This is a genomic window from Helcobacillus massiliensis, from assembly GCF_014191425.1.
GTDB lineage: Bacteria > Actinomycetota > Actinomycetes > Actinomycetales > Dermabacteraceae > Helcobacillus > Helcobacillus massiliensis.
Genome location: NZ_JACHWP010000007.1, coordinates 31,711 through 52,518, shown reverse-complemented (window position 1 = coordinate 52,518; position 20,808 = coordinate 31,711). Strand labels below are relative to the sequence as shown.

The 20,808-nt window shown below is 65.8% G+C and carries 17 protein-coding genes; 6 read left to right on the top strand and 11 right to left on the bottom strand.

What is annotated here, in order from left to right:
- Window positions 1–5 precede the first annotated feature (5 nt).
- Genes FHX50_RS09315 through FHX50_RS09305 form a run of 3 tightly spaced genes read right to left on the bottom strand, consistent with a single transcriptional unit; the run spans window position 6 to window position 3,116 of the window.
- Window positions 6–752: a GolD/DthD family dehydrogenase gene (locus tag FHX50_RS09315; protein WP_183376888.1), complete on the bottom strand. Its 747-nt coding sequence runs from the start codon at window positions 750–752 to the stop codon at window positions 6–8.
- Window positions 745–2,286 (bottom strand): mannitol dehydrogenase family protein, encoded by a 1,542-nt coding sequence (locus tag FHX50_RS09310; protein ID WP_183376886.1) that lies wholly within the window; start codon window positions 2,284–2,286, stop codon window positions 745–747. Before FHX50_RS09310 ends, FHX50_RS09315 begins: the two co-directional genes overlap by 8 nt.
- Complete coding sequence (locus tag FHX50_RS09305) at window positions 2,274–3,116, bottom strand: triose-phosphate isomerase (protein ID WP_343064084.1); 843 nt, start codon at window positions 3,114–3,116, stop codon at window positions 2,274–2,276. The genes FHX50_RS09310 and FHX50_RS09305 overlap by 13 nt, the downstream gene beginning before the upstream one ends.
- A 183-nt stretch (window positions 3,117–3,299) precedes the next feature.
- Here FHX50_RS09305 and FHX50_RS09300 point away from each other — a divergent pair, with 183 nt between their 5' ends.
- The 4 genes from FHX50_RS09300 to FHX50_RS09285 all read left to right on the top strand — a co-directional run bounded on the left by FHX50_RS09300 (window position 3,300) and on the right by FHX50_RS09285 (window position 8,081).
- Window positions 3,300–4,385 (top strand): zinc-binding dehydrogenase, encoded by a 1,086-nt coding sequence (locus tag FHX50_RS09300; RefSeq protein WP_183376881.1) that lies wholly within the window; start codon window positions 3,300–3,302, stop codon window positions 4,383–4,385.
- Window positions 4,386–4,429: 44 nt separating this feature from the next.
- On the top strand, window positions 4,430–5,800 hold the full coding sequence (locus FHX50_RS09295) for an MFS transporter (protein ID WP_183376879.1): 1,371 nt from the start codon (window positions 4,430–4,432) through the stop codon (window positions 5,798–5,800).
- A gap of 39 nt (window positions 5,801–5,839) precedes the next feature.
- Window positions 5,840–7,552 (top strand): dihydroxyacetone kinase family protein, encoded by a 1,713-nt coding sequence (locus FHX50_RS09290; protein WP_183376877.1) that lies wholly within the window; start codon window positions 5,840–5,842, stop codon window positions 7,550–7,552.
- Window positions 7,553–7,622: 70 nt separating this feature from the next.
- Complete coding sequence (locus FHX50_RS09285; protein WP_183376875.1) at window positions 7,623–8,081, top strand: ribose-5-phosphate isomerase; 459 nt, start codon at window positions 7,623–7,625, stop codon at window positions 8,079–8,081.
- 60 nt (window positions 8,082–8,141) lie between these two features.
- Here the strand turns inward: FHX50_RS09285 and fdhD are convergent, their stop codons facing one another.
- The 6 genes from fdhD to FHX50_RS09255 all read right to left on the bottom strand — a co-directional run bounded on the left by fdhD (window position 8,142) and on the right by FHX50_RS09255 (window position 16,498).
- Window positions 8,142–9,110: a formate dehydrogenase accessory sulfurtransferase FdhD gene (gene fdhD, locus FHX50_RS09280; RefSeq protein WP_183376873.1), complete on the bottom strand. Its 969-nt coding sequence runs from the start codon at window positions 9,108–9,110 to the stop codon at window positions 8,142–8,144.
- 70 nt (window positions 9,111–9,180) lie between these two features.
- Window positions 9,181–10,437, bottom strand: coding sequence for a carbohydrate kinase family protein (locus FHX50_RS09275; RefSeq protein ID WP_183376871.1), 1,257 nt, complete (start codon window positions 10,435–10,437; stop codon window positions 9,181–9,183).
- A 1-nt stretch (window position 10,438) separates the two neighbouring features.
- Entirely contained in the window at window positions 10,439–13,243 is a 2,805-nt protein-coding gene (locus tag FHX50_RS09270) for a sugar-binding protein (protein WP_183376869.1), read from the bottom strand.
- Window positions 13,244–13,350: 107 nt separating this feature from the next.
- Window positions 13,351–14,187: a carbohydrate ABC transporter permease gene (locus FHX50_RS09265; protein ID WP_183376867.1), complete on the bottom strand. Its 837-nt coding sequence runs from the start codon at window positions 14,185–14,187 to the stop codon at window positions 13,351–13,353.
- On the bottom strand, window positions 14,187–15,104 hold the full coding sequence (locus FHX50_RS09260; RefSeq protein ID WP_415829945.1) for a carbohydrate ABC transporter permease: 918 nt from the start codon (window positions 15,102–15,104) through the stop codon (window positions 14,187–14,189). The genes FHX50_RS09265 and FHX50_RS09260 overlap by 1 nt, the downstream gene beginning before the upstream one ends.
- Entirely contained in the window at window positions 15,101–16,498 is a 1,398-nt protein-coding gene (locus FHX50_RS09255; RefSeq protein WP_183376865.1) for a sugar ABC transporter substrate-binding protein, read from the bottom strand. The genes FHX50_RS09260 and FHX50_RS09255 overlap by 4 nt, the downstream gene beginning before the upstream one ends.
- A 146-nt stretch (window positions 16,499–16,644) precedes the next feature.
- Here FHX50_RS09255 and FHX50_RS09250 point away from each other — a divergent pair, with 146 nt between their 5' ends.
- Together FHX50_RS09250 and FHX50_RS09245 are read left to right on the top strand one after the other, a co-directional pair.
- The gene (locus tag FHX50_RS09250; RefSeq protein WP_183376856.1) at window positions 16,645–17,424 is read left to right on the top strand and encodes a DeoR/GlpR family DNA-binding transcription regulator; all 780 of its coding nucleotides are present in this window, start codon (window positions 16,645–16,647) and stop codon (window positions 17,422–17,424) included.
- Window positions 17,421–18,839: a family 4 glycosyl hydrolase gene (locus tag FHX50_RS09245; protein WP_183376853.1), complete on the top strand. Its 1,419-nt coding sequence runs from the start codon at window positions 17,421–17,423 to the stop codon at window positions 18,837–18,839. Before FHX50_RS09250 ends, FHX50_RS09245 begins: the two co-directional genes overlap by 4 nt.
- 42 nt (window positions 18,840–18,881) lie before the next feature.
- Here the strand turns inward: FHX50_RS09245 and FHX50_RS09240 are convergent, their stop codons facing one another.
- Together FHX50_RS09240 and FHX50_RS09235 are read right to left on the bottom strand one after the other, a co-directional pair.
- Window positions 18,882–19,637, bottom strand: a complete 756-nt coding sequence (locus FHX50_RS09240) for a GntR family transcriptional regulator (protein WP_221187316.1) — start codon at window positions 19,635–19,637, stop codon at window positions 18,882–18,884.
- Window positions 19,638–19,757: 120 nt separating this feature from the next.
- Window positions 19,758–20,783, bottom strand: coding sequence for a Gfo/Idh/MocA family protein (locus FHX50_RS09235; RefSeq protein ID WP_183376851.1), 1,026 nt, complete (start codon window positions 20,781–20,783; stop codon window positions 19,758–19,760).
- Between the last annotated feature and the right edge of the window lie 25 nt (window positions 20,784–20,808).

The window sequence follows — 20,808 nt, the reverse complement described above, 5'->3', positions numbered from 1 at the left end:
GTTCCTCACACGATGGTGTTGCCGCCGTCGAGCAGCATATTGGTGCCGGTCACCATCGCAGCGTCCTTCCCGGCAAGGTAGGCGACCATCGCCGCCACTTCCTCGGGCTGTCCGAATCGGCCCACGGGGATCGCGGCCCGGGCTCGTTCGCCCTTCTCCCCGGCCCACGCCTTCTTTCCCAGCGGTGTCTCGATCACGGTCGGAGAGACGGCATTGACGGTGACGCCGCTGCGTGCCCACTCGGCGGCCAGCACCTTCACAAGGCTCACGATCGCCCCCTTGGAGGCTGCGTATGCGGCGTGGGAGTCCAGCGCGATCACGGCGGCCTGGCTCGCCATGCAGATGACGCGTCCGTAGCCTGCTTCGGTCATCACGCGCCCCGCGGCCTGGGCCATATAGAACGAAGCGTCTAGGTTCACGCGCATGGTCGTGGCCCACCTGTCAGGGGTGACGTCGAGAGCGCGGTCCAGGATCGCCACACCAGCGGAATTCACGAGGACATGCGGTGTGCCCATTTCGGAGACGACTCGGTCGACGACCTCGGTCGCGGCTGCCGGATCGGAGAGGTCCTTCTGGATTCCGGTGTGTCCGGCTCCAGGCAGGGAATTCGCCGCTTCCTCCACGGTGGAGGCGAGGTCGATCAGCGCGAGACGTGCGCCGCGAGCTGCGAAATGCTCCGCGATCGCGAGGCCGATACCACTGGCACCACCGGTGACGATGACGATCTGGTCGGCGAAGGTGTGGTCAGTCATTCTTCGGGTCCTCCTTGGCTTTGTCCCGCGCAAGGATCGCGCGCAGGGTTCGAGATGCACCGATCTGGTGCAGGGAGCGTAGGGTCTCGAGATAGGGCTCGGTGAAGCGCGGCTCGTCGGCCAGGCCGGCGAAGAAGTCCGGCTCCCGCAGGAACGCGAGTTCATCAGCGCCCAGCTGCGCCTGCGCATTCGCACGAACCCGTGACTCGGCGTTGTCGATGATCCTGATGGGCTGTCCGTTCTCGTCGGTGCCCTCGGCGTATCGCGCCCAGCTCGCGACGATGGCAGCCGACAGTTTCACCTGCCCGCCGCCGCGCAGGTTGTCCAGGATGACGGGAACAAGCCACTTGGGGATCCGATCAGAAGATTCCGCACAGAGCCGCGGCACTGTGTCTTTGACGGATGCATTGGTGAAGCGACGCAGAAGCTCCTGGGCGTAGACCTCCACATCGGTGTCCGGCAGTGCATCGAGGGTGGGCATGGCCTCCTCACGCATGTACCGCAGCAGGAAGTCGGCGATCAGCGGATCCGAGACGGCCTGATCCACCAGGTGGTAGCCAGCGAGGTGGCCGAAGTAGCAGAGCCCCTGATGGGAGGCGTTGAGCATACGAAGTTTGAGCTTCTCGTATGGGGTGACGTCATCCACCACCTGAACTCCCACGTGCTCGTAGGCCGGGCGGGGGCCGGTGAAACAGTCCTCGAGAACCCATTGGAGAAAATGCTCGGTGACGACGGGCCACTGGTCGTCGTACCCGAACCGATCCCTCACGTAGGCGACGTCGTCTTCGGTAGTGGCCGGGGTAATGCGGTCGACCATGGAGTTGGGGAAGGCGACGTTCGCACTGATCCATGCCCCGAGCTCCTCGTCCACAGCAGTTGCGTGGGCGGTGAACATCGCCTTTGCCAGATCGCCGTTGCCCTGAATGTTGTCACAACTCATCACCGTGAACGGGTCGACGCCGGCTGCACGACGCATTCGCAGCGCTTCGACAATCAGACCGAACACGGTCGATGGCTCGTGCGGATTCTCAATATCGGCCGCAACCGCGGGCTGCGCCAAGTCATATTCGCCAGTGACCTGATTGAAGTTGTAACCGCCCTCGGTGACGGTGAGGGAGACGATTCGAGTGGATGGATCGGCGAGCTTGCCAAGGGCTGCGCGGAGGTCCTCCGGCACCCAGATGTAGTCGATGATTGAGCCGATGATGCGAACGTCTTCGGTGCCGTCCGGGTGGCGGGTCAGCAGGGTGTAAAGGTAGTCCTGGTCGCGCAGAACATCGCGCATTCGACGATCTCCGGGCATCACACCCATACCGCAGATCGCGAAGTCCCGAGCTTCGCCGCGCTTGAGCAGGTCATCGAGGTACACGGCCTGATGGGCTCGATGGAATCCGCCGACTCCGAAGTGGACGATTCCAGCTATCAGCCCTAAGCGGTCATAGCCGGGAACCGTGATCGTGCGCGACGGGGTCACGGCGGTTCCCTCAGTGACGATCTCCGGCAGATTCTCAGTACACAGTCTCATCGTTGACATCCTTTTTCGAGAGAGGGTGTGCTCGGGTCGTTCGCACCCGGTGAGGGCATGGGAACATCTGTGGGGTCCAGGGTGGGTGTTCGTCGGCGGCCGACGGATTCCTGCGCGATAGCCAGAACCTCGAGGAATGCGGAGGCATCGAGAGCACTGCGGCCGATGAACAGCCCATCAATGCCGGGGATGCCGAGCAGGTCACGAGCGTTGGACGTGTTGACAGAGCCGCCGTAGATGACGGCAGCAACGCGCTCTCCTAGCGCACTGCGGAGCTCGCTGATCTGATCGGTGAGCTCGTCAACCGAGGGTTCGCGGCCCTGCTCACCGATCGCCCAGATCGGCTCATAGGCGATCACAACGCGTGACTGCTGTTTCGGACTGAGTCCGGCAAGAGCAGATTCCGCTTGATCGGTGATGACCACTCCGGAACGGCCCGAGCGCTGGGCAGCAGAGTCTTCTCCGATGCACACGAGCGGTATCAGCCGGTGGCGAAGTGCAGCAGCGGTTTTGAGGCGGATCTGTTCGTCGGTCTCGCCGAGGGCGCGCCGTTCGGAGTGTCCGATTTCGACGATGGAGGCTCCGGCGTCTGCGGCTTGCAGTGGGGAGATCTCGCCGGTGAATGCCCCGCAGTCCTCCCAGTGAGCGTTCTGAACGCCGAGGACGACCGGTGAGTCGGTGAGTTCCTCTCGGACGGCGTGCAGCGCTGTCACCGGTGGGATCACGAACGGCGTGAGACCTGAGAAGTCCGCATTGCGCAGGCCCGCAGCGAGCGTCATCGCCCAGGTCCGGGCGTCGGCGATGGTCTTGTTCATCTTCCAACTCGTGCCGATCAGCACCCGGCTCTCCCTTCGTCGGCGAGTAGCGGAACTCTCTGCTCAGAAGTCAACCACAGCCCGAGCGCGTAGTCGTAACATTTGTTACGGACAAGTGTCACCTGCCCGCTACTATGAATCCGGACACCGACGTTCCACCGCAGCCGGGACTGCGGCTGGCATCTGACATCAAAGGAGATCCACGAGATGACCACACCGGAAACGATGAAGGCCGTCGTCATGCACGGCCCCGAGGACTACCGCCTCGAGGAGATCGCGGTCCCCACGCCGGCAACCGATGAGCTTCTGATCAAGGTGGAGGCCACCGGCGTCTGCGCATCGGACCTGAAGTGCTACCACGGAGCAGCGAAGTTCTGGGGCGATGAGAACCGCGACCGTTGGGTGAGCAACGGTGTGACTCCCGGCCATGAGATCGCCGGCACCGTGATCGAAGGATCGGACGAAGCGCTGAGCCACCACCAGGTGAAGGTCGGCGACCGAATCGTGATCGAGCAGATCGTCCCCTGCGAGGAGTGCATGTACTGCCAGCGCGGCTGGTACTGGATGTGCGGTCCCCACGACATGCTGGGCTTTCGCGCCCATAACGGCGGCATGGCCGAATACATGATCGTGCCTCCCAACGCACGCCCTCACGTCATCGACTCCTCCATCCCCCCTCACCACGCTGCTTTCGCCGAGCCGCTGTCCTGCTCCCTGCACGCGGTGGAGCGGGCGAACCTGACCTTCGACGACGTCGTGGTCATCGCCGGTGCCGGACCGATCGGCCTCGGAGCGATCATCGGCGCTGCCCACAAGAGTCCCAAGCAGGTCATCGCACTCGACTTCGACAACGCCAAGCTCGAACTGGCGAAGAAGTGCGGGGCGGACCTCACCCTCAACCCGGGCGAGGTCGATGTGGTGGCAAAGATCAAGGAGCTCACCGGCGGCTACGGCGCCGATGTCTACATCGAGTGCACGGGCCACCCGTCGGCTGTGGGGCAGGGGCTCAACCTGCTGCGCAAGCTCGGTACCTACGTGGAGTACTCGGTCTTCGGCGAAGACGTGTCGGTGGACTGGTCGATCATCTCCGACGACAAGGAACTCGACGTCCTCGGTGCCCATCTCGGCCCGAACTGCTGGCCGCAGGCGATCAAGATCATCGAATCCGGCGTGCTGCCGCTTGATGAGATCTGCACCCACCAGTACGGCCTCGACGACGTGCAGACGGCCCTCGATCAGGTGGCGGACTCCGCCGGTGCCTCGATCAAGGTCTCGATCGTCCCCGGGCTCTGACGAGCCGCTTCCTCCCTTCTGACACGTCGACAGAAAGCTCCCTCATGACCGCAACACCAGTCCACCAGGAGACCTTCCTGGACCGAGTGGGGATCCCCCGCGTCCTCGCCCTCGGCTTCCTGGGCGTCCTGATCTTCATGACCGGCAACGGCATCGAGACCAGCTTCGTCTCCCCTCATATCGCTGAAGCATTCGGCAATCGCAGCCACATCGAGCTGGCCGCCGCCATCGTCACTTCGTACAGCCTGGCCACCCTGGTCGGCTCCTACCTGGCGGGTGTTCTCGCGGATCTGTGGGGGCCTCGCCGGGTCATGCTGCTCGGCACCGTGATCTGGGTGGTGTTCGAACTCGGGTTCCTGGGCAGTCTGCACCTCGCATCTGGGGCGCTGACGTTCCTGACCTACTTCTTCCGCGGGTTCGGCTTCCCCCTCTTCGCATTCGCGTTCCTCGTGTGGATCAACGCGGTGGTGGACAAGCGCCGCAACGGCGCCGCTGTGGGGTGGTTCTACGTGATGTTCACCGGCGGCATGCCCACGATCGGTTCGCTGGTGGCGATCCTGATGATCCCGTCGTTCGGCGGCGGCTACGCCGGCGAGACCTGGACCATGTTCGCCTCCACCTTCGTCGTGCTGGCAGGCTTTGCGCTCGCCTATTGGGGCGTGCGCGAACCGCATGGAGACATGCGTCTGGCTCCGGAGGGCACAGGCGCGGCCAAGGTTCTGTTCTCCGGGATCTCCCTCGCGTTCCATGACCGCCCGGTGTTCCTGTCCTTCTGGGTCCGGATCATCAACACCGCCCCGCAGTTCGGCATGCTGATCATCCTGCCGAACGTGATCGCCGACCAGCTCGGATGGGGGCAGTCCCGCTGGCTGCTCATGACCTCCATCGCGTTCGGGTCCAACGTTCTGTTCAACGCCTTCTTCGGCTGGGTGGGCGACCGTTTCGGCTGGGTGAAGACCGTCCGTTGGTTCGGTGTGCTCGGCTCGGCGATCGGCCTGCTGGCCTGGTGGTACGTCCCGCACATGGTGGAGCCCGGTACCACCAGCGGCTACGTCCTCTCGGTCCTGGCCAGCTGCCTTTTCGGCATCATGCTCGCCGGCTTCGTGCCGCTCGGCGCCATCATGCCGGCTCAGGCACCGGAGCACACCGGTGCGGCGATGGCGCTGTACACCACTGCTGCGGGCGGAGCCACGTTCCTCGGCGCTGCCGTTGTCGCCGTAGTCCTCCCCTTCGGAGGCAATGTCGGAGTTGTGTGGGCGTTCGTCCTGCTGTATTGCGCATCGTTCGTCATGACGTACTTCCTCGGTGTTGATCAGGAAGCCGCCATCGCCCGCCGCGATGCCGAGTTCGCTGCTGAAGCGGAGGCTGAGGCGGCCGGTGAGGATCCGATCGCGGCCCGCCAGCAACTCTCCTGATTCGTTCTTCCATCTGCTCGCCTTCAAGGAGGCCATCCGTTGACCTACGTCGTTCAAGAACCCAAAGAGTTTCCCCTGGACGCAGTGACCGGTCTGGTCGCTGCCCATCCCGCCGAACTTCTCCAGGTCCATGGCGGTGTCGTCCGCCGCCATCAGACCCCGAAGGGCCAGCCGGCCCTGGTGATCGGTGGTGGAAGCGGCCACTATCCGGCGTTTGCAGGCTGGGTGGGGCCGGGCCTCGGCCACGGTGCGCCGTGCGGCAACATCTTTGCCTCGCCTTCCAGCGAGCAGGTGTTCTCAGTCGCGAAGAATGCTGAGAACGGCGGAGGAGTCATCCTCGGTTTCGGCAACTACGCGGGCGACGTCCTCCACTTCGGTGTGGCTGCGGAGCAGCTGCGCGCCGAAGGCATCGACGTCCGCATTGTGAAGGTGTCGGATGACATTGCCTCCAACTCGCCGGAGAATCATCGTGACCGGCGGGGCATCGCCGGTGACCTGGTGGTGTTCAAGGCGGTCGGCGCAGCGATCCAGCGCGGCGCCGATATCGACGAAGCGGAGCGGATCGCCACCAAGGCGAACGACGCAACACGCTCCCTGGGCGTTGCATTCGATGGATGCACCCTTCCCGGCGCGGCCGATGCACTGTTCCATGTTCCAGAGGGACGCATGGCGATCGGTCTCGGCATCCACGGAGAACCGGGCATCGACGAGATCGAACGCCCCGATGCGAAGACCCTTGCCCGCATCCTCGTCGACGGAGCGACCAAGGAAATGCCTGAGGGGTGCGACGGCCGAAAGCGCGTCGCGGTTCTGCTGAACGGCCTCGGCCGAGTGAAGTACGAGGAACTGTTCGTTCTGTGGCGCTTCGTCAGCGAACTGCTGGCCGAGCGGGGCTTCGATGTGGTTCGCCCGGAGGTCGGCGAGCATGTCACCAGCCTGGACATGGCCGGGCTCTCCCTCACCCTGATGCATCTGGACGACGAGCTGGAGCAGCTGTGGCTGGATCCCGTCGACACTCCGGCTCTCCGTCGCGGCGGCGCAGTCGAGGGCCCCCTGGGCGAAGCGCGTGAGGAGGTCTTCCAGGTCGGAGAGCAAGTGATCCCTGAGGCATCGGAGGACTCCCGGGCGAGCGCTGGCCGTGTCGTCGACGTGCTCGACGCGCTCCAGGACCTGCTGGAGGACAAGGAGGAGGAGCTCGGCCGCATGGATGCGATCGCCGGCGACGGCGACCACGGCAGCGGCATGGTGATCGGCATTCGAGCCGCAGCAGCCGGTGCTCGGCGAGCGCGGGAACAGGGTGCCGGCGCGCGAACCGTTCTCGTGCAGGCAGGAGCTCGGTGGTCGGCTGATGGTGGAGGCACATCCGGCGCCTTGTGGGGAGCTTTCCTCACTGCTGCGGGGCGCCGGTTCTCCGACACCGAACCGATCACGGACGAGTTGATCGCACCGGCTCTTCTCGCTGGTGTGACCGCGGTGCGGGAGCTCGGCGGCGCTGAGCCCGGCGACAAGACGATGGTGGACGCCATGGTGCCGTTCGCATCGGCCCTCGAGGCGAAGCCGACCCCGGCGGGGGCTGCCATCACGGCGGCTGCGGAGGACGCCGCCTCCGCGGCCGAGGCCACGGCATCGATCACGGCGTCTCTGGGACGTGCCCGCTTCCTCAACGAGCGGTCGATCGGCACCCCGGATCCGGGCGCCGTTTCGTTTTCGATGATGGCTGCTCTGCTCGGCAGCCTCCTCAGCTCGAACTGACAGCTGGCTTCGGACCAGCAGCCCACAATCAACGATTTCGCGTATCAGGCGCGAGGAAAAGGAGACCACCATGGCACTGACACTCGTCATCGGCGGAGACAACGCCGGGGTTGACTACAAGAGCGCACTCAAAGCCCAGCTGGAGAAGGATCCGCGTGTAGCCCGCGTGATTGATGTGGGCGTGGACTCTGCGGACGACGGCACGTTCTACCCGAACATTGCGACTGCCGCTGCGGAGAAGGTCGCTGCGGGAGAAGCGGATCGCGCGCTCCTCTTCTGCGGCACCGGGCTGGGGGTCGCGATCGCTGCGAACAAGGTGAAGGGAGTGCGCGCCGTGACGGCTCATGACGTCTACTCGGTGCAGCGCTCTGTCCTGTCCAACAATGCACAGGTGCTCACGATGGGCCAGCGCGTGATCGGCCTGGAGCTCGCTCGCGAACTCGTCAACCAGTGGCTCGAGCTCACGTTTGATGAGACGTCGGCGTCGGCGGAGAAGGTGGACGCCATCACCCAGTATGAGAACTCCTGATCTCACCTGACATTGGGGACGGGGCACAGGCGCGGACCTGTGCCCCGTCCCCATTCTTCGTCAGCTCGCGGTCCCCTCCAGATCGATGCGCTGCGCACCGGTGTAGACGTTGAAGCGGCCGTTGTCGTCGTCGCGGCCGGCGCGGACGAACCCGGCGAGGGTCATGCCGAACCGTTCGGCCGTGTCGATCGCGAGGGAGGACGGTGCGGACACGCACGCCACGAACGAGATCCCGGCCATCGCGGCCTTCTGCACGATCTCGAACGACGCCCGAGAGGACACCAGCAGCACCCGGTTGCGGATCGGCATCTGCGAGTTCAGCAGGGACCAGCCGATGACCTTGTCGACCGCGTTGTGGCGCCCCACGTCCTCGCGGAGGACTTCGGCGGTGCCGTCGGGGGTGATGAGGGCAGCGGCGTGGACACCGCCGGTGCGCTGGAAGACCTTCTGCCCGTCGGAGAGCTGCGCCTGGGCGCGCAGCAGGTCCGCGGGCTTCACGGTGAAGTCGTCGGTGATGGAGTAGCGGGTCCTGTGGACCACGTCGTCGATGCTGATGGAGCCGCAGACGCCGCAGGCGCTGGAGGTGATGAAGGTCTTCTGCACCACGGGGAGGATGGTGCGCCCGTCGGCCCCCATCGGGGAGTCCGCTCCCCCACCGGCCGCAGTGGTGTCGGGGTGGCCGACGGGGCCGTGCCCACCCCGCGTCATCACGCCCGGTGCGGTGGTGAAGTCCATGACGTTGTACGTGTTGCGCTCGAAACCGGATTCGTCCTCCACCACGGCGCCGTCGCAGTAGCGGGCTTCCAGGATGTCCTCGCGGTGCTGGATGTACCCCTCGGCGTGGAGGAAGCCGTGGATGAGCTCGACATCGTGCCCGGGGGTGCGCATGGTCAGGGACAGCTTCTGGCCGTTGAGGCGGATGTCCAGGGGCTCTTCCACCGCGACCGTGTCCGGCTTCTCCGAGTGGTAGAGCTGGCCGTCCCGCAGCCGCACCGTCATCATGCGGCGGTTCGATGTCACGCGTCCCATGCCCACCAGCGTAGCCGTGCGGGCGCCGCTCGGGGCCCGGTCGGGCCGGGATTCCGCGGCGGGCTGAGAGTCAGTCGCGGTCCACGCGGATCCGCTCCGTCGGCATGGAGTCCTCGTTCGCGCCCGACGGCGACACCTGGTGGTGCGTGCGGAACGTCGCCTCCGCGCGGTGCACCGCCCGCGTCTCGTGCCGCGGCACGAGGCCGTCGAGGAACGCGAACTTCTCGGCGACATAGGCCGCTTCCAGGTCCCCGTCGGCGGAGGATTCGGCGAGGGTGCGCCACCAGTCGGTGAGGTCCGCCCAGCCGGGTGCCGCGAGCGCCCCGCCGTGCTGCTGGACGGCGATGGCGGAGCAGAGGGATGCGAAGCGGAGGCGCTGCATGAGCGGCCAGCCGGCGAGGTCGCCGAGGACGCTCGCGGCGGCGAACACGTCGCCGGCGCCCGTCGGGTCCACCGCCGGGACGGACAGGGCCGGGCAGTAGGCCTCCTCCCCGGTGTGGCCGTCGATGGCGTAGACGCCGCGGGCGCCGTCGGTGACGATGGCGAGCCCCACCTTCTCGGACAGTGCCCGCGCCGCGGCCGACGGGGACTCGGTCCGGGTGTACGCCATCGCCTCCACGGAGTTCGGGGTGAACGCGTAGCAGTGCTCCAGGGGGTCGAGGTCCTTCACGTCCCATGCGCCGGTGGAGTCGAAGCCGATGTCCGCCCACACTTTGGTGCCGCGCGCGGCGAGCTGCTCCCACCAGTGGTGCTCCCCGGCGAGGTCCACGAGGGCGGCTTTGGCGGATGGGGCGGCGAGGATCTGGGTGTCGAGCGATTCGGGCAGGTGGTGGCCGTGGGTGACCATGGCGCGGTCGTCATCGGTGGAGATGGCGACGGTGATGGGGCTGTGGAAGTCCGCGAACCGCTTCGAGGCGGACAGGTCGATGCCCTCCTGGTCGGCGAGGACGTCCCACATCCAGTCGGCCATGGCGTCGTCGCCGAAGCCGGCGGCGAGGCCCGTCCGCAGGCCGAGGCGGGCGGCGGCGGTGGCGAGGTTGGCGATGCCGCCGGGGCTGGAGCCGAGGCCTTCGCTCCACAGCTCCTCCCCCGGGTTCGGCATCCGGGACAGCCCGGAGAACACGAGGTCGTAGAACACGGTGCCGGACAGGATCACGTCCAGGGGGCGGTCGTCCGCGCTGCGGGTGGACGCGAGGGGGTCCCAGTTCCAGCAGGTGTCGCAGCGGCCGTCCGCTGACGGGGCGGGGGCAGCGAATGAGGCCGCCGACGGGCCCTGCTCATCCCCCGGTTCCGCCCCGCCAGACGGGTCAGTTGACGGCTCGGTCATGTCAGAAAGCTCCTTCCGTTGCCGCGGCAGCGACGGCTTCGTCCTTCACCAACGACGCTGCAGCCACCAGAGTCTGCACCGTGTCATCCAGGCGCACGGAGACCGTCTGCTTGCCGGCGCCGAGACCGTGGATGAGGGCGGTGCCCAGGGTGCGGCGCTTCTCTGGGTCCCAGAGGAATAGGCGCAGCTCGCCACCAGCACCTGCTTCACTAACAGTGAGTTCCACGGTTGCACGGTCCCTTCCAGCACCGGTCAGGTTCGTAAGCGCGATGGTCCCGGCGGGCAGGGGTGGCCGGCCCGCGAGGGGGACTCCGTCGGTCGCAGACTGGATGATCGATGTCGGCGAGAGTGTCGACTGCGCAGCAGTGCGCGGAATGATCGGTTCAACAGGGTTCGATTCGCCATTGGGCAGGCCCGGCAGAGTGAGAACGCCCCAACGGTAAGGGTCGGCCTGAACACCGGGGAAGGTGGACCAGCCGATCCGCGATTGGCCCGTGCGGTCAGTGGTATCGGAGTCGTACACGACCACGTTGAAGCCCATGGAGTCTGCACGAATCGCGTCCGGCAGAACCGTGAACGGAACCGTCACTTCGATCTCGTACCCGGTATACGGCTCCTTCACTCTGGCTGCGACTTCCACCCCGGGCGCAGTCTCCTTCAATGGGCCCTGGTGAGCGTCGCGGTCGCGGCCGGCCCCGAGCGGGTTGCCGTTCTCCGGATCATCGAGCTGAGGAACCACGGCAAGAATAAAGGTTGAGCCGGTGTGCTGAGCTGTTCCCTGCGGGTCGATCATGATCTCGATGGAGTCGGTGCGGAAGCGCTGCTTGTCGTCTTCGGCGACGAGAAGAGCGCCCTGCTTGTCGTCAGTGACGTCGACGTGAATGTGGAGGGCCTCGTCGTCGAACGACACCCAGGTGCTTCCTGATGCGTCCGCCTTCGTCACCTCTTCGCCTTCCCACAGCGTGCCGATGTCGATCGGATCGCCCGGGTATTCACCTTTGCTGCGCTTGCCGTCAACGGTGACCCCGCCGGTGCGCACTGCGGTCAGGTGCGGCACGAGGTAGAGGCCGTTCTCCAGTGCCGCGGTTGTAGAGGCAGTGCTGGTTGTGATGGTCACCGGGTAGACACCGCCGTCGGGGGCGCGGTTCGCGGTCGGCAGATCCGGGTTGGTGTTGGTGAGTGTAAGCGTCGCGGTGGTGGATTCACCGGCGGCGAGCGCGCGGACCTCATGTTGGGCGGGTTCGGCAGCGACGCCGTCGGGGAGGGTGAGCGCCACCTGGGCGTCCTGGACGGTGGCGGACCGGTTGGTGATGCGCAGCCCTGTCTCCTTGGAGAGGCCCGAGCCGAGGGCTCGACGAGTGGGGACGAGCGCATCGAGCTGCTGCATGTGCAGGGTCTTGGTCCAGTCGAGGAACTCGGCGATCTCAGGACGCGGTTCGAGGATCGCTTCGACGGCGCCTGCTACGCGCAGAGGGACGGTGTTCCACGCGGTGCCGCGGTTCTTGGTGGTGACGTTCACCCTGAGAGCGACAGCATCACCGGGAGTCGCGTCCTTGCTGGGAGTGACGGTGACACTGGCGGTGGCTGTGCGGCCCTTCGCGATCGTCGGGAATTGCGCGGGACCGCTGGAGGTCCAGCCGTCGGGCAGATCGATCGCAGCGCGGGCGTGTGGTACGGCGCGCTTGGGAGCGGACAGCGTGATGTCCACGGTGATGTCCTCACCGGGGACGGCGTAGAAGCTGCTGGCCGTGCATTCCAGAATGGTTCCGGCATCGAGACCGCCGTCAATGGGGAGCGTGGCTCCTCGCAGCAGAGCGTCACTGCCGGAGCGGGGGTCCGCGAGTGGGGTGCGGGAGTCGATGAGGGTGAACCAAGCGGTGGGAATCTTCGCCGGTTCCGTGGGGGTGGCAGGAATCGCGGCCCAGCCTTGAGTCTGATAGTCCCAGATCGACAGGTCGCCCAGCTCGCTCCAACGTTTGCCGTGCTTCTTCGATTCAGTACCGTTCCAAGCGCCGTAGACGACATCGGAGGCCACGGCGGGGTCAAACCCTTCGGCGATAGCGTCAGGCCCTGTGTCGCCCTTGCCCGTGGAGCCTGACCGGAGAATCCGCTTCGGCGCCCAGGGACGGAATCCTTCATCGAAGTGTTCGGGGAATACGTCATCACGGCCCGCCATCAGATAGGCCTCGACGGCGTACATGGCGGCACGTTGGTGGTTGCCGTGATTTCCCTCCACTGCCGAGGGGTTCATGGTGATGATGATGTCTGGGCGAGTGGCTCGGATGACGCGGACGATTCGGTTCAGAACGGCTTCACCACCCCATACGTCATACGACAACGGCGCGCTCATCGTGTAGAAGAAGTCGACGGCGTCGAGGTTGAACACGTGCTTGATCCCCGAGCGGCCGACTGCCCTCCTCTCTTCGAGTTCGCGCCGCAGCCCCAGGGAGGGCCCTTCTTCGAGTCCGACGGCATTTCCGCCGCCTTCACCGCGGGTAATGGTGATGACTCCGGCCTCCTGTCGGTGGTATTCGTTCCATTGACCGAAGGCGGGGAGAGTCCATGCTTCATCATCTGGGTGGGCCCCGATATAGAGAATGTCGAGGTCAACTGCGGTATCCCCAGCTGGGGTGAGGGCAGCTTCGGCCGGAGTCAGAAGACCCGGGTCAAGAGCAACACCGGCAGCCGCGAGTGAAAGGAGGCCGCCTCCGCGCAGGAGCCCACGGCGAGAAATTCCGGGGAGGTCCGAGGCAGGTTGCGGTTCAGTGGCGAACGGGGCGGAAGCGTTGTGGACGTATTCGGACATGGTGACTCCTTCGTCAGCGTCGCGGAATCCGGGCGCGGTTCTCCACACACGGAACGGTATGGAGTGTGGATCAGGTGGCGGCCGCCAGGCTGACGGCCGACGGGTTCCTACTTCACGCCTCCTTCCAGCATCCCCTTGATGAAGTAGCGCTGCAGGATGATGAACACGATCACCACGGGCAGCGCGATGATGACAGCGGCAGCGGCCAGCAGCTGCGTCTCCGCCGTGTACTGGCCCTTGAAGATGGACAGGGCGAGCGGTGCGGTGCGGAACGCCCCCGTCGGCGACATGACCAGGGGGATGAGGAATTCGTTCCATGTCCACATGAACACCAGCACGCTGAGGGTGGCAATGCCCTGCTTCGAGGCCGGCACGAGCACCCCGGTGAGGGTGCGCCAGGAGGTGGCACCGTCCATGGCGGCCGCGTCGATCAGCTCCGGTGGCATGGCGCGGAACTGGGCGCGCATCCAGAACGTGCCGAACGCGACCGACTGCGCGATCTGCGGGCCGGCCACGGCCAGGAGGGTGTCGGTGAGGCCGAGGGTGCGCAGGTCGAAGAACAGAGGGATGACGATCGCTTCGGCGGGGATCATCAGGCCCAGCAGGAAGAGGTAGAACAGGGCGGTGGAGCCGCGGAAGCGCATCGTGCCGAACGCGTACCCCGTCATGATGGACAGCACCAGCGACACACCCAGCACCACCACCGCCACGAGCAGCGAGGTCAGCAGGTAGCGGCCGAACCCGCCCGAACTCCACGCTTCGGCGAGGTTCCCGGCGCCGGTGGCGAGGACGCCCCCGTCGGCTGCCCCCTTCGAGGCGCTGCCGCCGCCGGTGCGGTGCTGGAACACGGTGGCCAGCACGGTGAGGATCGGGGTGAGCGCGATGACGGCGAACACCGTGAGGATGACGTAGTTGAGGGTGACCTCCGCTTTCGAGACCCGCATCAGTGCTTCTCCCCGATCCGGGAGATCACCACGTTGATGGCGAACACGATGACCGTCAGCACGATCGCGACGGCGCAGGCGGAGCCCACGTCCTTGAGTTCGAACGCGCGGCGGTACACCTCGTAGCTCGGCACCGTGGTGGTGTCACCGGGGCCGCCGGAGGTGGTCATGTAGATGAGGTCGAACGTCTTCAGCGCCGCGATCACGGTGAGGACGAGCGCGGTGGCGATCTCCGCGCGCACCGCCGGCAGGGTGACGGCGAAGAACTCCCGGATGGGGCCGGCGCCATCGAGGCGGGCCGCCTCGTACTGTTCGTTGGGGATGCGGGCCATGCCGGCGAGGAGCAGCAGCATCACCAGGCCGATCTCCAGCCAGGTGCCGATGAATCCGATCGCCACGAGGGCGGTGCCGGGTTCGCCGAGCCAGCCGCGGGTGAGCGAGTCGAGGCCGACGCCGCGCAGCACGGTGTTGAGGGTGCCGTCCGGGGCGTAGAACGCGCGCCAGGCCACGGCCACCACCACGAGTGCGATGACCTGCGGCAGGAAGATGACGGTGCGGAAGAAGCCGAGGCCCTTCACCTGCCCTCGCCGCAGGATCGCCGCGAGCACCAGGCCGATCAGCAGCGGGATGATCGCGTAGAAGACGATCAGCACCAGCGCGTTGCCGATGGCGGTGCGGAACACGGGATCGGCGGCGAGATCGGCGTAGTTGCCGAGGCCCACGAATTCGGAGGGGCCGAGCCCGGACCAGTCGTACAGGGAGTACTGGGCGGAGCGCACCAGCGGGAACAGGGCGAACGCCCCGTACACCGCCAGCGCGGGCAGCAGGAACAGGTAGGGCGTCCACGCGGACCGCGCCACCGCGGACGGCATCCGTCGGCCGCCCTGCCTGCCCTTCGTTCCGACGGCGGTGCTCATTTCGCTCCGGTGGTGAACTTCTCGTAGTCCGCCTGCATCGCTTCGGCGGCCTGCTCCGGGCTCTGCTGGCCGCCGATGACGCCCTGGACGGCGTTGCCGGCGGTGTCGCCGAAGCTGGGGGTGGCGTAGTCGAGGTACGGCAGGAGGGTCCCTTTCTCGGAGACTGCACCGAACGCTTCGAAGATGTCCTTGTTGACACCGGATTCGGGGGCGAGGTCGGCGGTGTTCAGGACCGGCATGTTGTCGTGCTCGGCGAGGACCTTCATCGCGTCGTCGCTGGTGATGAAGTCGATGTAGGCGGCGGCCGCGTCCGGCTGCTTCGCCTTCGCGGGCAAGGCGAAGGGGATGCCGGTGCCGCCGGTGGTGGCGGGGGCGCCGTCCACACCGGGGAACGGTGCGAGGAAGCCGAGGTCATCGCCCATGGGTTCGATCATGTCGGCGGCGAGCCAGGAGCCGCCGGGCAGGAAGGCGGCGCCGCCCTCGGTGAAGGACTTCCAGGCGGCGTCGTAGTCAAGACCGTTCGGTGAGGGACCGAACGCCTTCTGCTTGCCCCAGTCGGCGAGGGTGGTGAGGGCCTTCAGGTTGTCGTCGGTGGCCCAGTCGGCGCCGGCGTTGCCCATGCCGAGCTTCACGATGTCGTCGGCCTTCACGGAGGACGCCTGGAGGGGGCCGAACACGTGCAGGCCGGGCCATTTCTCGATGTTGCCGAGGATCATCGGCTGGTCGCCCGCGTCGCCGATCGTCTTCACGGCGGCGATGAACTCATCCCAGGTGGTGGGCGGCTTAACGCTGTGCTTCTCGAGCGCCTTCTTCGAGTAGAAGATGCCCACGATCTCTCCGACCTGGGCGAGGCCGTACAGGCCGCCGGAGCCGAACTCCTTGCCGTCCTCGGAGTAGGAGGACTTCGCGAGGACCGATTCGGGGTAGCGGTCCTTCCAGCCGTACTTCTCGGCGTACGGGTCGAGGTTGATGAGCTGGCCGGCCTTCACGAATTCGCCCATGGCGGAGCGGGCGTTGTTGACCTGGACAACATCGGGGACGTCGTTACCGGAGAGGGCGAGGGAGGTGGTCTTCTGCAGATCGTCGAACGACTGGGCGTTCCGCTTGATCGTGACGTTCGGGTACTTCTTCTGAAACGCCTCATTCAGCGCTTCGATCTGGGCCTTCTGGCCGCCGCGGACCTCCTGGTCCCACACCACGAGGGTGATGTCGCCGAGGGAGGCGACATCGGTGGAGATGTCCTCGGCCTTCTTCTTCTCGGGCTGGTCGCTGGAGCCAGGGGCGCAGGCGGCGAGGATCCCGGTGGCGCCGACGGCGGCCGCGCTGCCGATGAGGGCGCGGCGGCTCAGGCCGTGGCGGGAGGTGACGGGGCGGGTGGTTCGGGTGGGGGTCATGACGGCTCCTTTGCCTGGGTCTGCGGCGGCGCGTCCGCGTGGCCGCAGAGTGCTGGGGTGAATGCATTGTGACACTTCTCGTCACAAATTGCTCGCGATTGCAGGCTACTGACCGAGATTGATCGCTTGGTGCTACTCTTGTGCTCGTGCTCACAGAAGAACGTCACCAGCTCATCCTCGCGGCCGTGAAGGACGAGGGGGTCGCGCGCACCTTCGACCTTTGTCGCACCTTGGGGGTCTCCGAAGCTACTGTGCGCCGCGATCTCGAGCGCTTAGACCAGCTAGGGCTCATCGAGCGCGTCCGTGGGGGCGCGGTAGCTCCGCGCCGGCATGGTCGCCCCGAAGTCGATCACACTCCGTTCTCTCTCTCGAGCACCGCGGAAACCGCCCAGAAGCGCACCATCGCACAACTGGCAGCAGGCCGAGTGATCGATGGAGATGTAATCATCCTTGACATAGGCACCACTGTCGCCGCCATGTGCCCGCTTCTGCGCGAGCGCCGAATCACAGTAATCACCGCAAGTCTCGCCGTCATCCAGGAGCTAGCAGACTGCCCCAGCATCGACTTAATCATCCTCGGAGGCCACCATCGCCCCACCTACAGCTCGATGGTGGGCCCTCTGACCGAACATGCACTCTCTCAGCTGCGCGCGGGAACCGCCTTCATAGGCTGCTCCGGCATCGAAAGCAGTGGTGCCGTCCTCGACACTACGCCGAGCGAAGTGCCTATCAAGCGGCTGATGCTAGAAAACGCTCAGCAGGCATTCCTGCTGGCTGATGCAAAAAAGATGCCCGGGGAGGGTGTTATGGAGGTCGCGCCACTGTCGCGTTTCCGTGCCTTAGTCACCGATCAGACTCCTCATCACCTATCCAACTACTTCTCCTCGTTAGCCGACAATCTGACACCGGAGGTCATCGCCCCATGAAGCTCACGATCCTCGGCGGCGGCGGTTTCCGCGTCCCGCTGGTGTACCAGGCCCTCGCGGCCGACGACCTCATCACCGAGCTCGTCCTCTTCGACTCCTCCCCCGATCGCCTCGGCGTGATCGATTCCGTGCTGCGCGGCCTCGACCTTGCCCTGCCGTTCACGGCGACCACGGATCTCGATGAGGCGCTCACCGGTGCAGACTTCGTGTTCGCCGCCATCCGCGTGGGCGGTGCGGCGGGCCGCATCGTCGATGAGCGCGTGGCGCTGAACCTCGGCCTGTTGGGGCAGGAGACGATCGGCGCGGGCGGCCTCTCCTACGCACTGCGCACCATCTCCGTGATGACGCATGTGGCGCAGCGCATCGCGGCGCTCGCCCCTCAGGCGTGGACGATCAACTTCACGAACCCCGCCGGCATCGTGACAGAGGCGATGCGGGCGGTGCTGGGGGACCGTGTGGTGGGCATCTGCGACACCCCGATCGGCCTGGTCCGACGGGTGCAGCGCGTGGCCGAGGCCGCCGGTCTCGGCGGGCCGACGGGTGCCGGGGAGAGCGTCGGCGCGATCGACTATGTGGGGCTGAACCATCTGGGCTGGCTGCGGGGCCTCGAGGTGGGCGGCCGCGATGTTCTGCCCGCGATTCTGGAGCGCGATGACCTGCTCGATGAGATCGAGGAGGCCCGCACGGTCGGCTTCGACTGGGTACGCGCGCATCAGGTTCTGCCGAACGAGTACCTGTTCTACTACCTGTTCCATGAGGACGCGGTCCGGTCGATCACGGAGGCCCCGGCGACGCGCGGAGAGTTCCTCCTGGAACAGCAGGGCGAGTTCTACCGCACAGCGGAGGCCGCGGCGCAGGCCGGAAACAGCGGCCATGCGGGGGCGGAGCGCGCCGCGGAGGTGTGGGCGTCTGCCCTGCGGGAGCGAGAGGCGACCTATATGGCTGAGGCCCGTGACGAGGGTGAGGAGCGCCGCGAGGAGGACGTGGCCGGCGGCGGCTACCAGGAAGTGGCGCTGCGGCTGATGACGGCGATCGCACGGAACCGGCCAGAGCGGATGATCCTCGATGTGGGCAATGCGCCCACAGGTTCCGGCGAGCGCCTCGTCCCCCAGCTGCCGCACGATCTGGTGCTGGAAGTGCCGTGCGTGGTGGACGGCTCAGGTGTGCACCCGGAACCGCTGCGCTCCCCCGTGGCGCTGGACCAGCTCGGGCTGATGGCGCGGCAACGCGCCGCAGAGCGCCGCATCATGCGAGCAGCACTGACCGGCTCGAAACGCGAAGCGTGGCTCGGGTTCAGCGAACACCCGCTGATCGAGTCCCCGCAGCTGGGACGGCAGCTGCTGGACGACTACCTCGCCGAACACGCCGTGCTGCGGGAGATCCTCACCGAGGAGGACCATTCAGAATCTCGATAGATTCCCACCCTGGGGCTGCGCATCCAACCCGCCCCCGGAGCGTCAGCGATTGACGAGGGTGACCTCGAAGGCGTACAGGCTGGGGCGGTACAGGTGATACCCGTATTCCAGTGCGTGCCCGTTGTCCATGAAGCTCTTACGCTCCATGAACAGCAGCGGCGCGCCATCTTCCTCACCGAGAACCTCCGCCTCCTCAGCAGTAGCAGCGACTGCACCAATGCGTTCGTGGGCCACTGCTGTCTTCGCGCCCTTCTCACGGAGCGCGTCATACAGGCCGGTCGTGCTGAGCTCCGCATGCGACGGTGCATACTCCACGGGCAACACATTGCGCATCAATGCCAACGGCCGACCGTCGATTCTGCGCAGACGCGTCAGCTCCAGAACATGAGCGCCCTCCTCCAGCAGAAGCCGGGAAGCCGTCTGTCGATCCGCGGGAGCGATTCGATACTCGAGAACGTCCGTGGTCGGATTCTTACCGGACTCACGCAGATCGTCATACAGCGAAGTGAGGGCCATGGGACGATTCACGTGGCTCTCCACCACCTGGGTGCCCACCCCGCGCTTGCGAACGAGCATGCCCTTGTCCACGAGCTCCTGAATCCCCTGCCGAACCGTCGGGCGTGCAACACCGAGCCTGCGCGAGAGGGAGACTTCGTTCTCGATCCGGTCGCCGGGGGCGAGCTCGCCCCGATCAATGGCCCCTTGGATCGACTGGGCGAGCTGCAGATACAGCGGGATCGGTGAGCTCTTATCGATTTCGATGGGTACTTCCACCGGGACGAAGGGCGAATCGCTCATCGGCATCACATTCCTGCTCATGACTGGACATCCGTTGGCATCGACGAACCAATCTATCGGTTGCGGACATGACAAACGACGGGAGTGAGAGCCAGGCCCCACTCCCGTCGCCGATTCAGTTCACGGGTGATCGCGAACCGTCACCGGCACGAACCCGTCGGCCGACAGTGCCTTCTCCGCCGCTTCGCACGTGGCTGCGGTCAGATAGCCATCCCATGCAGTGGCGGAACGCTCTGCCACATTCCGGCCATTCTTCACCGCTGCGATCCATTCCCGAACCTCAGCGTCGTATGCATCGAGGAATCGCGGTCGGAAGTCTGGATGGACGCTACCGCCCCAGGAACCATCATGCTTCTGAGTGGTGACCCGTCCGATCTCCATACCGATGGTGGAGGTACCTTCGCTTCCCACCGCCTCGGTGCGGACCTCGTACCCGCCCTTAGTCGTCACATACAGCTCATCGGTCACGATGATTCCGGACTCCGTGCGGAACAGCAGGATCATCGGATCGTGCAGGCCCTGCGGAGCGTTCCGCGTGGAGCGCGGCATGATCGACTGCACTTCGACGACTTTTTCGTCCAGGAAGTAATGAAGGGCGTCAATCTCATGAACAGCCGAGTCATAGACCATCATCGAGTCCGTGAAGCTCGGGTGCGGGTCAGCATTGCGATGCTTCATGTTCAGCACCAGCAGGTCACCGAGCTCCCTGTTACGCAGGGCATCGTGCAGCTCCGCATACTCGCGGTCGAATCGGCGCATGAACCCAAGAGAAACGTACCGGCTGCCCGAAGCCTTCTCAGCCTCGACCACCCTGTAGGCATCGTCGGGGTTCATCGCCAGAGGCTTTTCGCACAGCACCGGCTTGCCGGCTTCGATGCAGGCGATGGTCTGCTCTGCGTGGAACTTACCCGGGGAGGCAATCAGGACAGCATCCACCTGATCTGAGACCACGACCTCTTCCCAACTCGGAAAGACTTCTGCCCCGGCCTCAGCTGCGACCTTTTCGGCTGTGTCCGCCATGAAGTCGTACACCGCCGTGACGCGGGCTCCTTTGATGCGCTCGGTGATGCGAGTGACGTGGTCATGGCCCATCACACCAACACCGATCACGCCGACCCGGACGTCCGTGAACTTGTCTGTTGTCATTGCGATTCTCCTTCGAGAGAGCTGT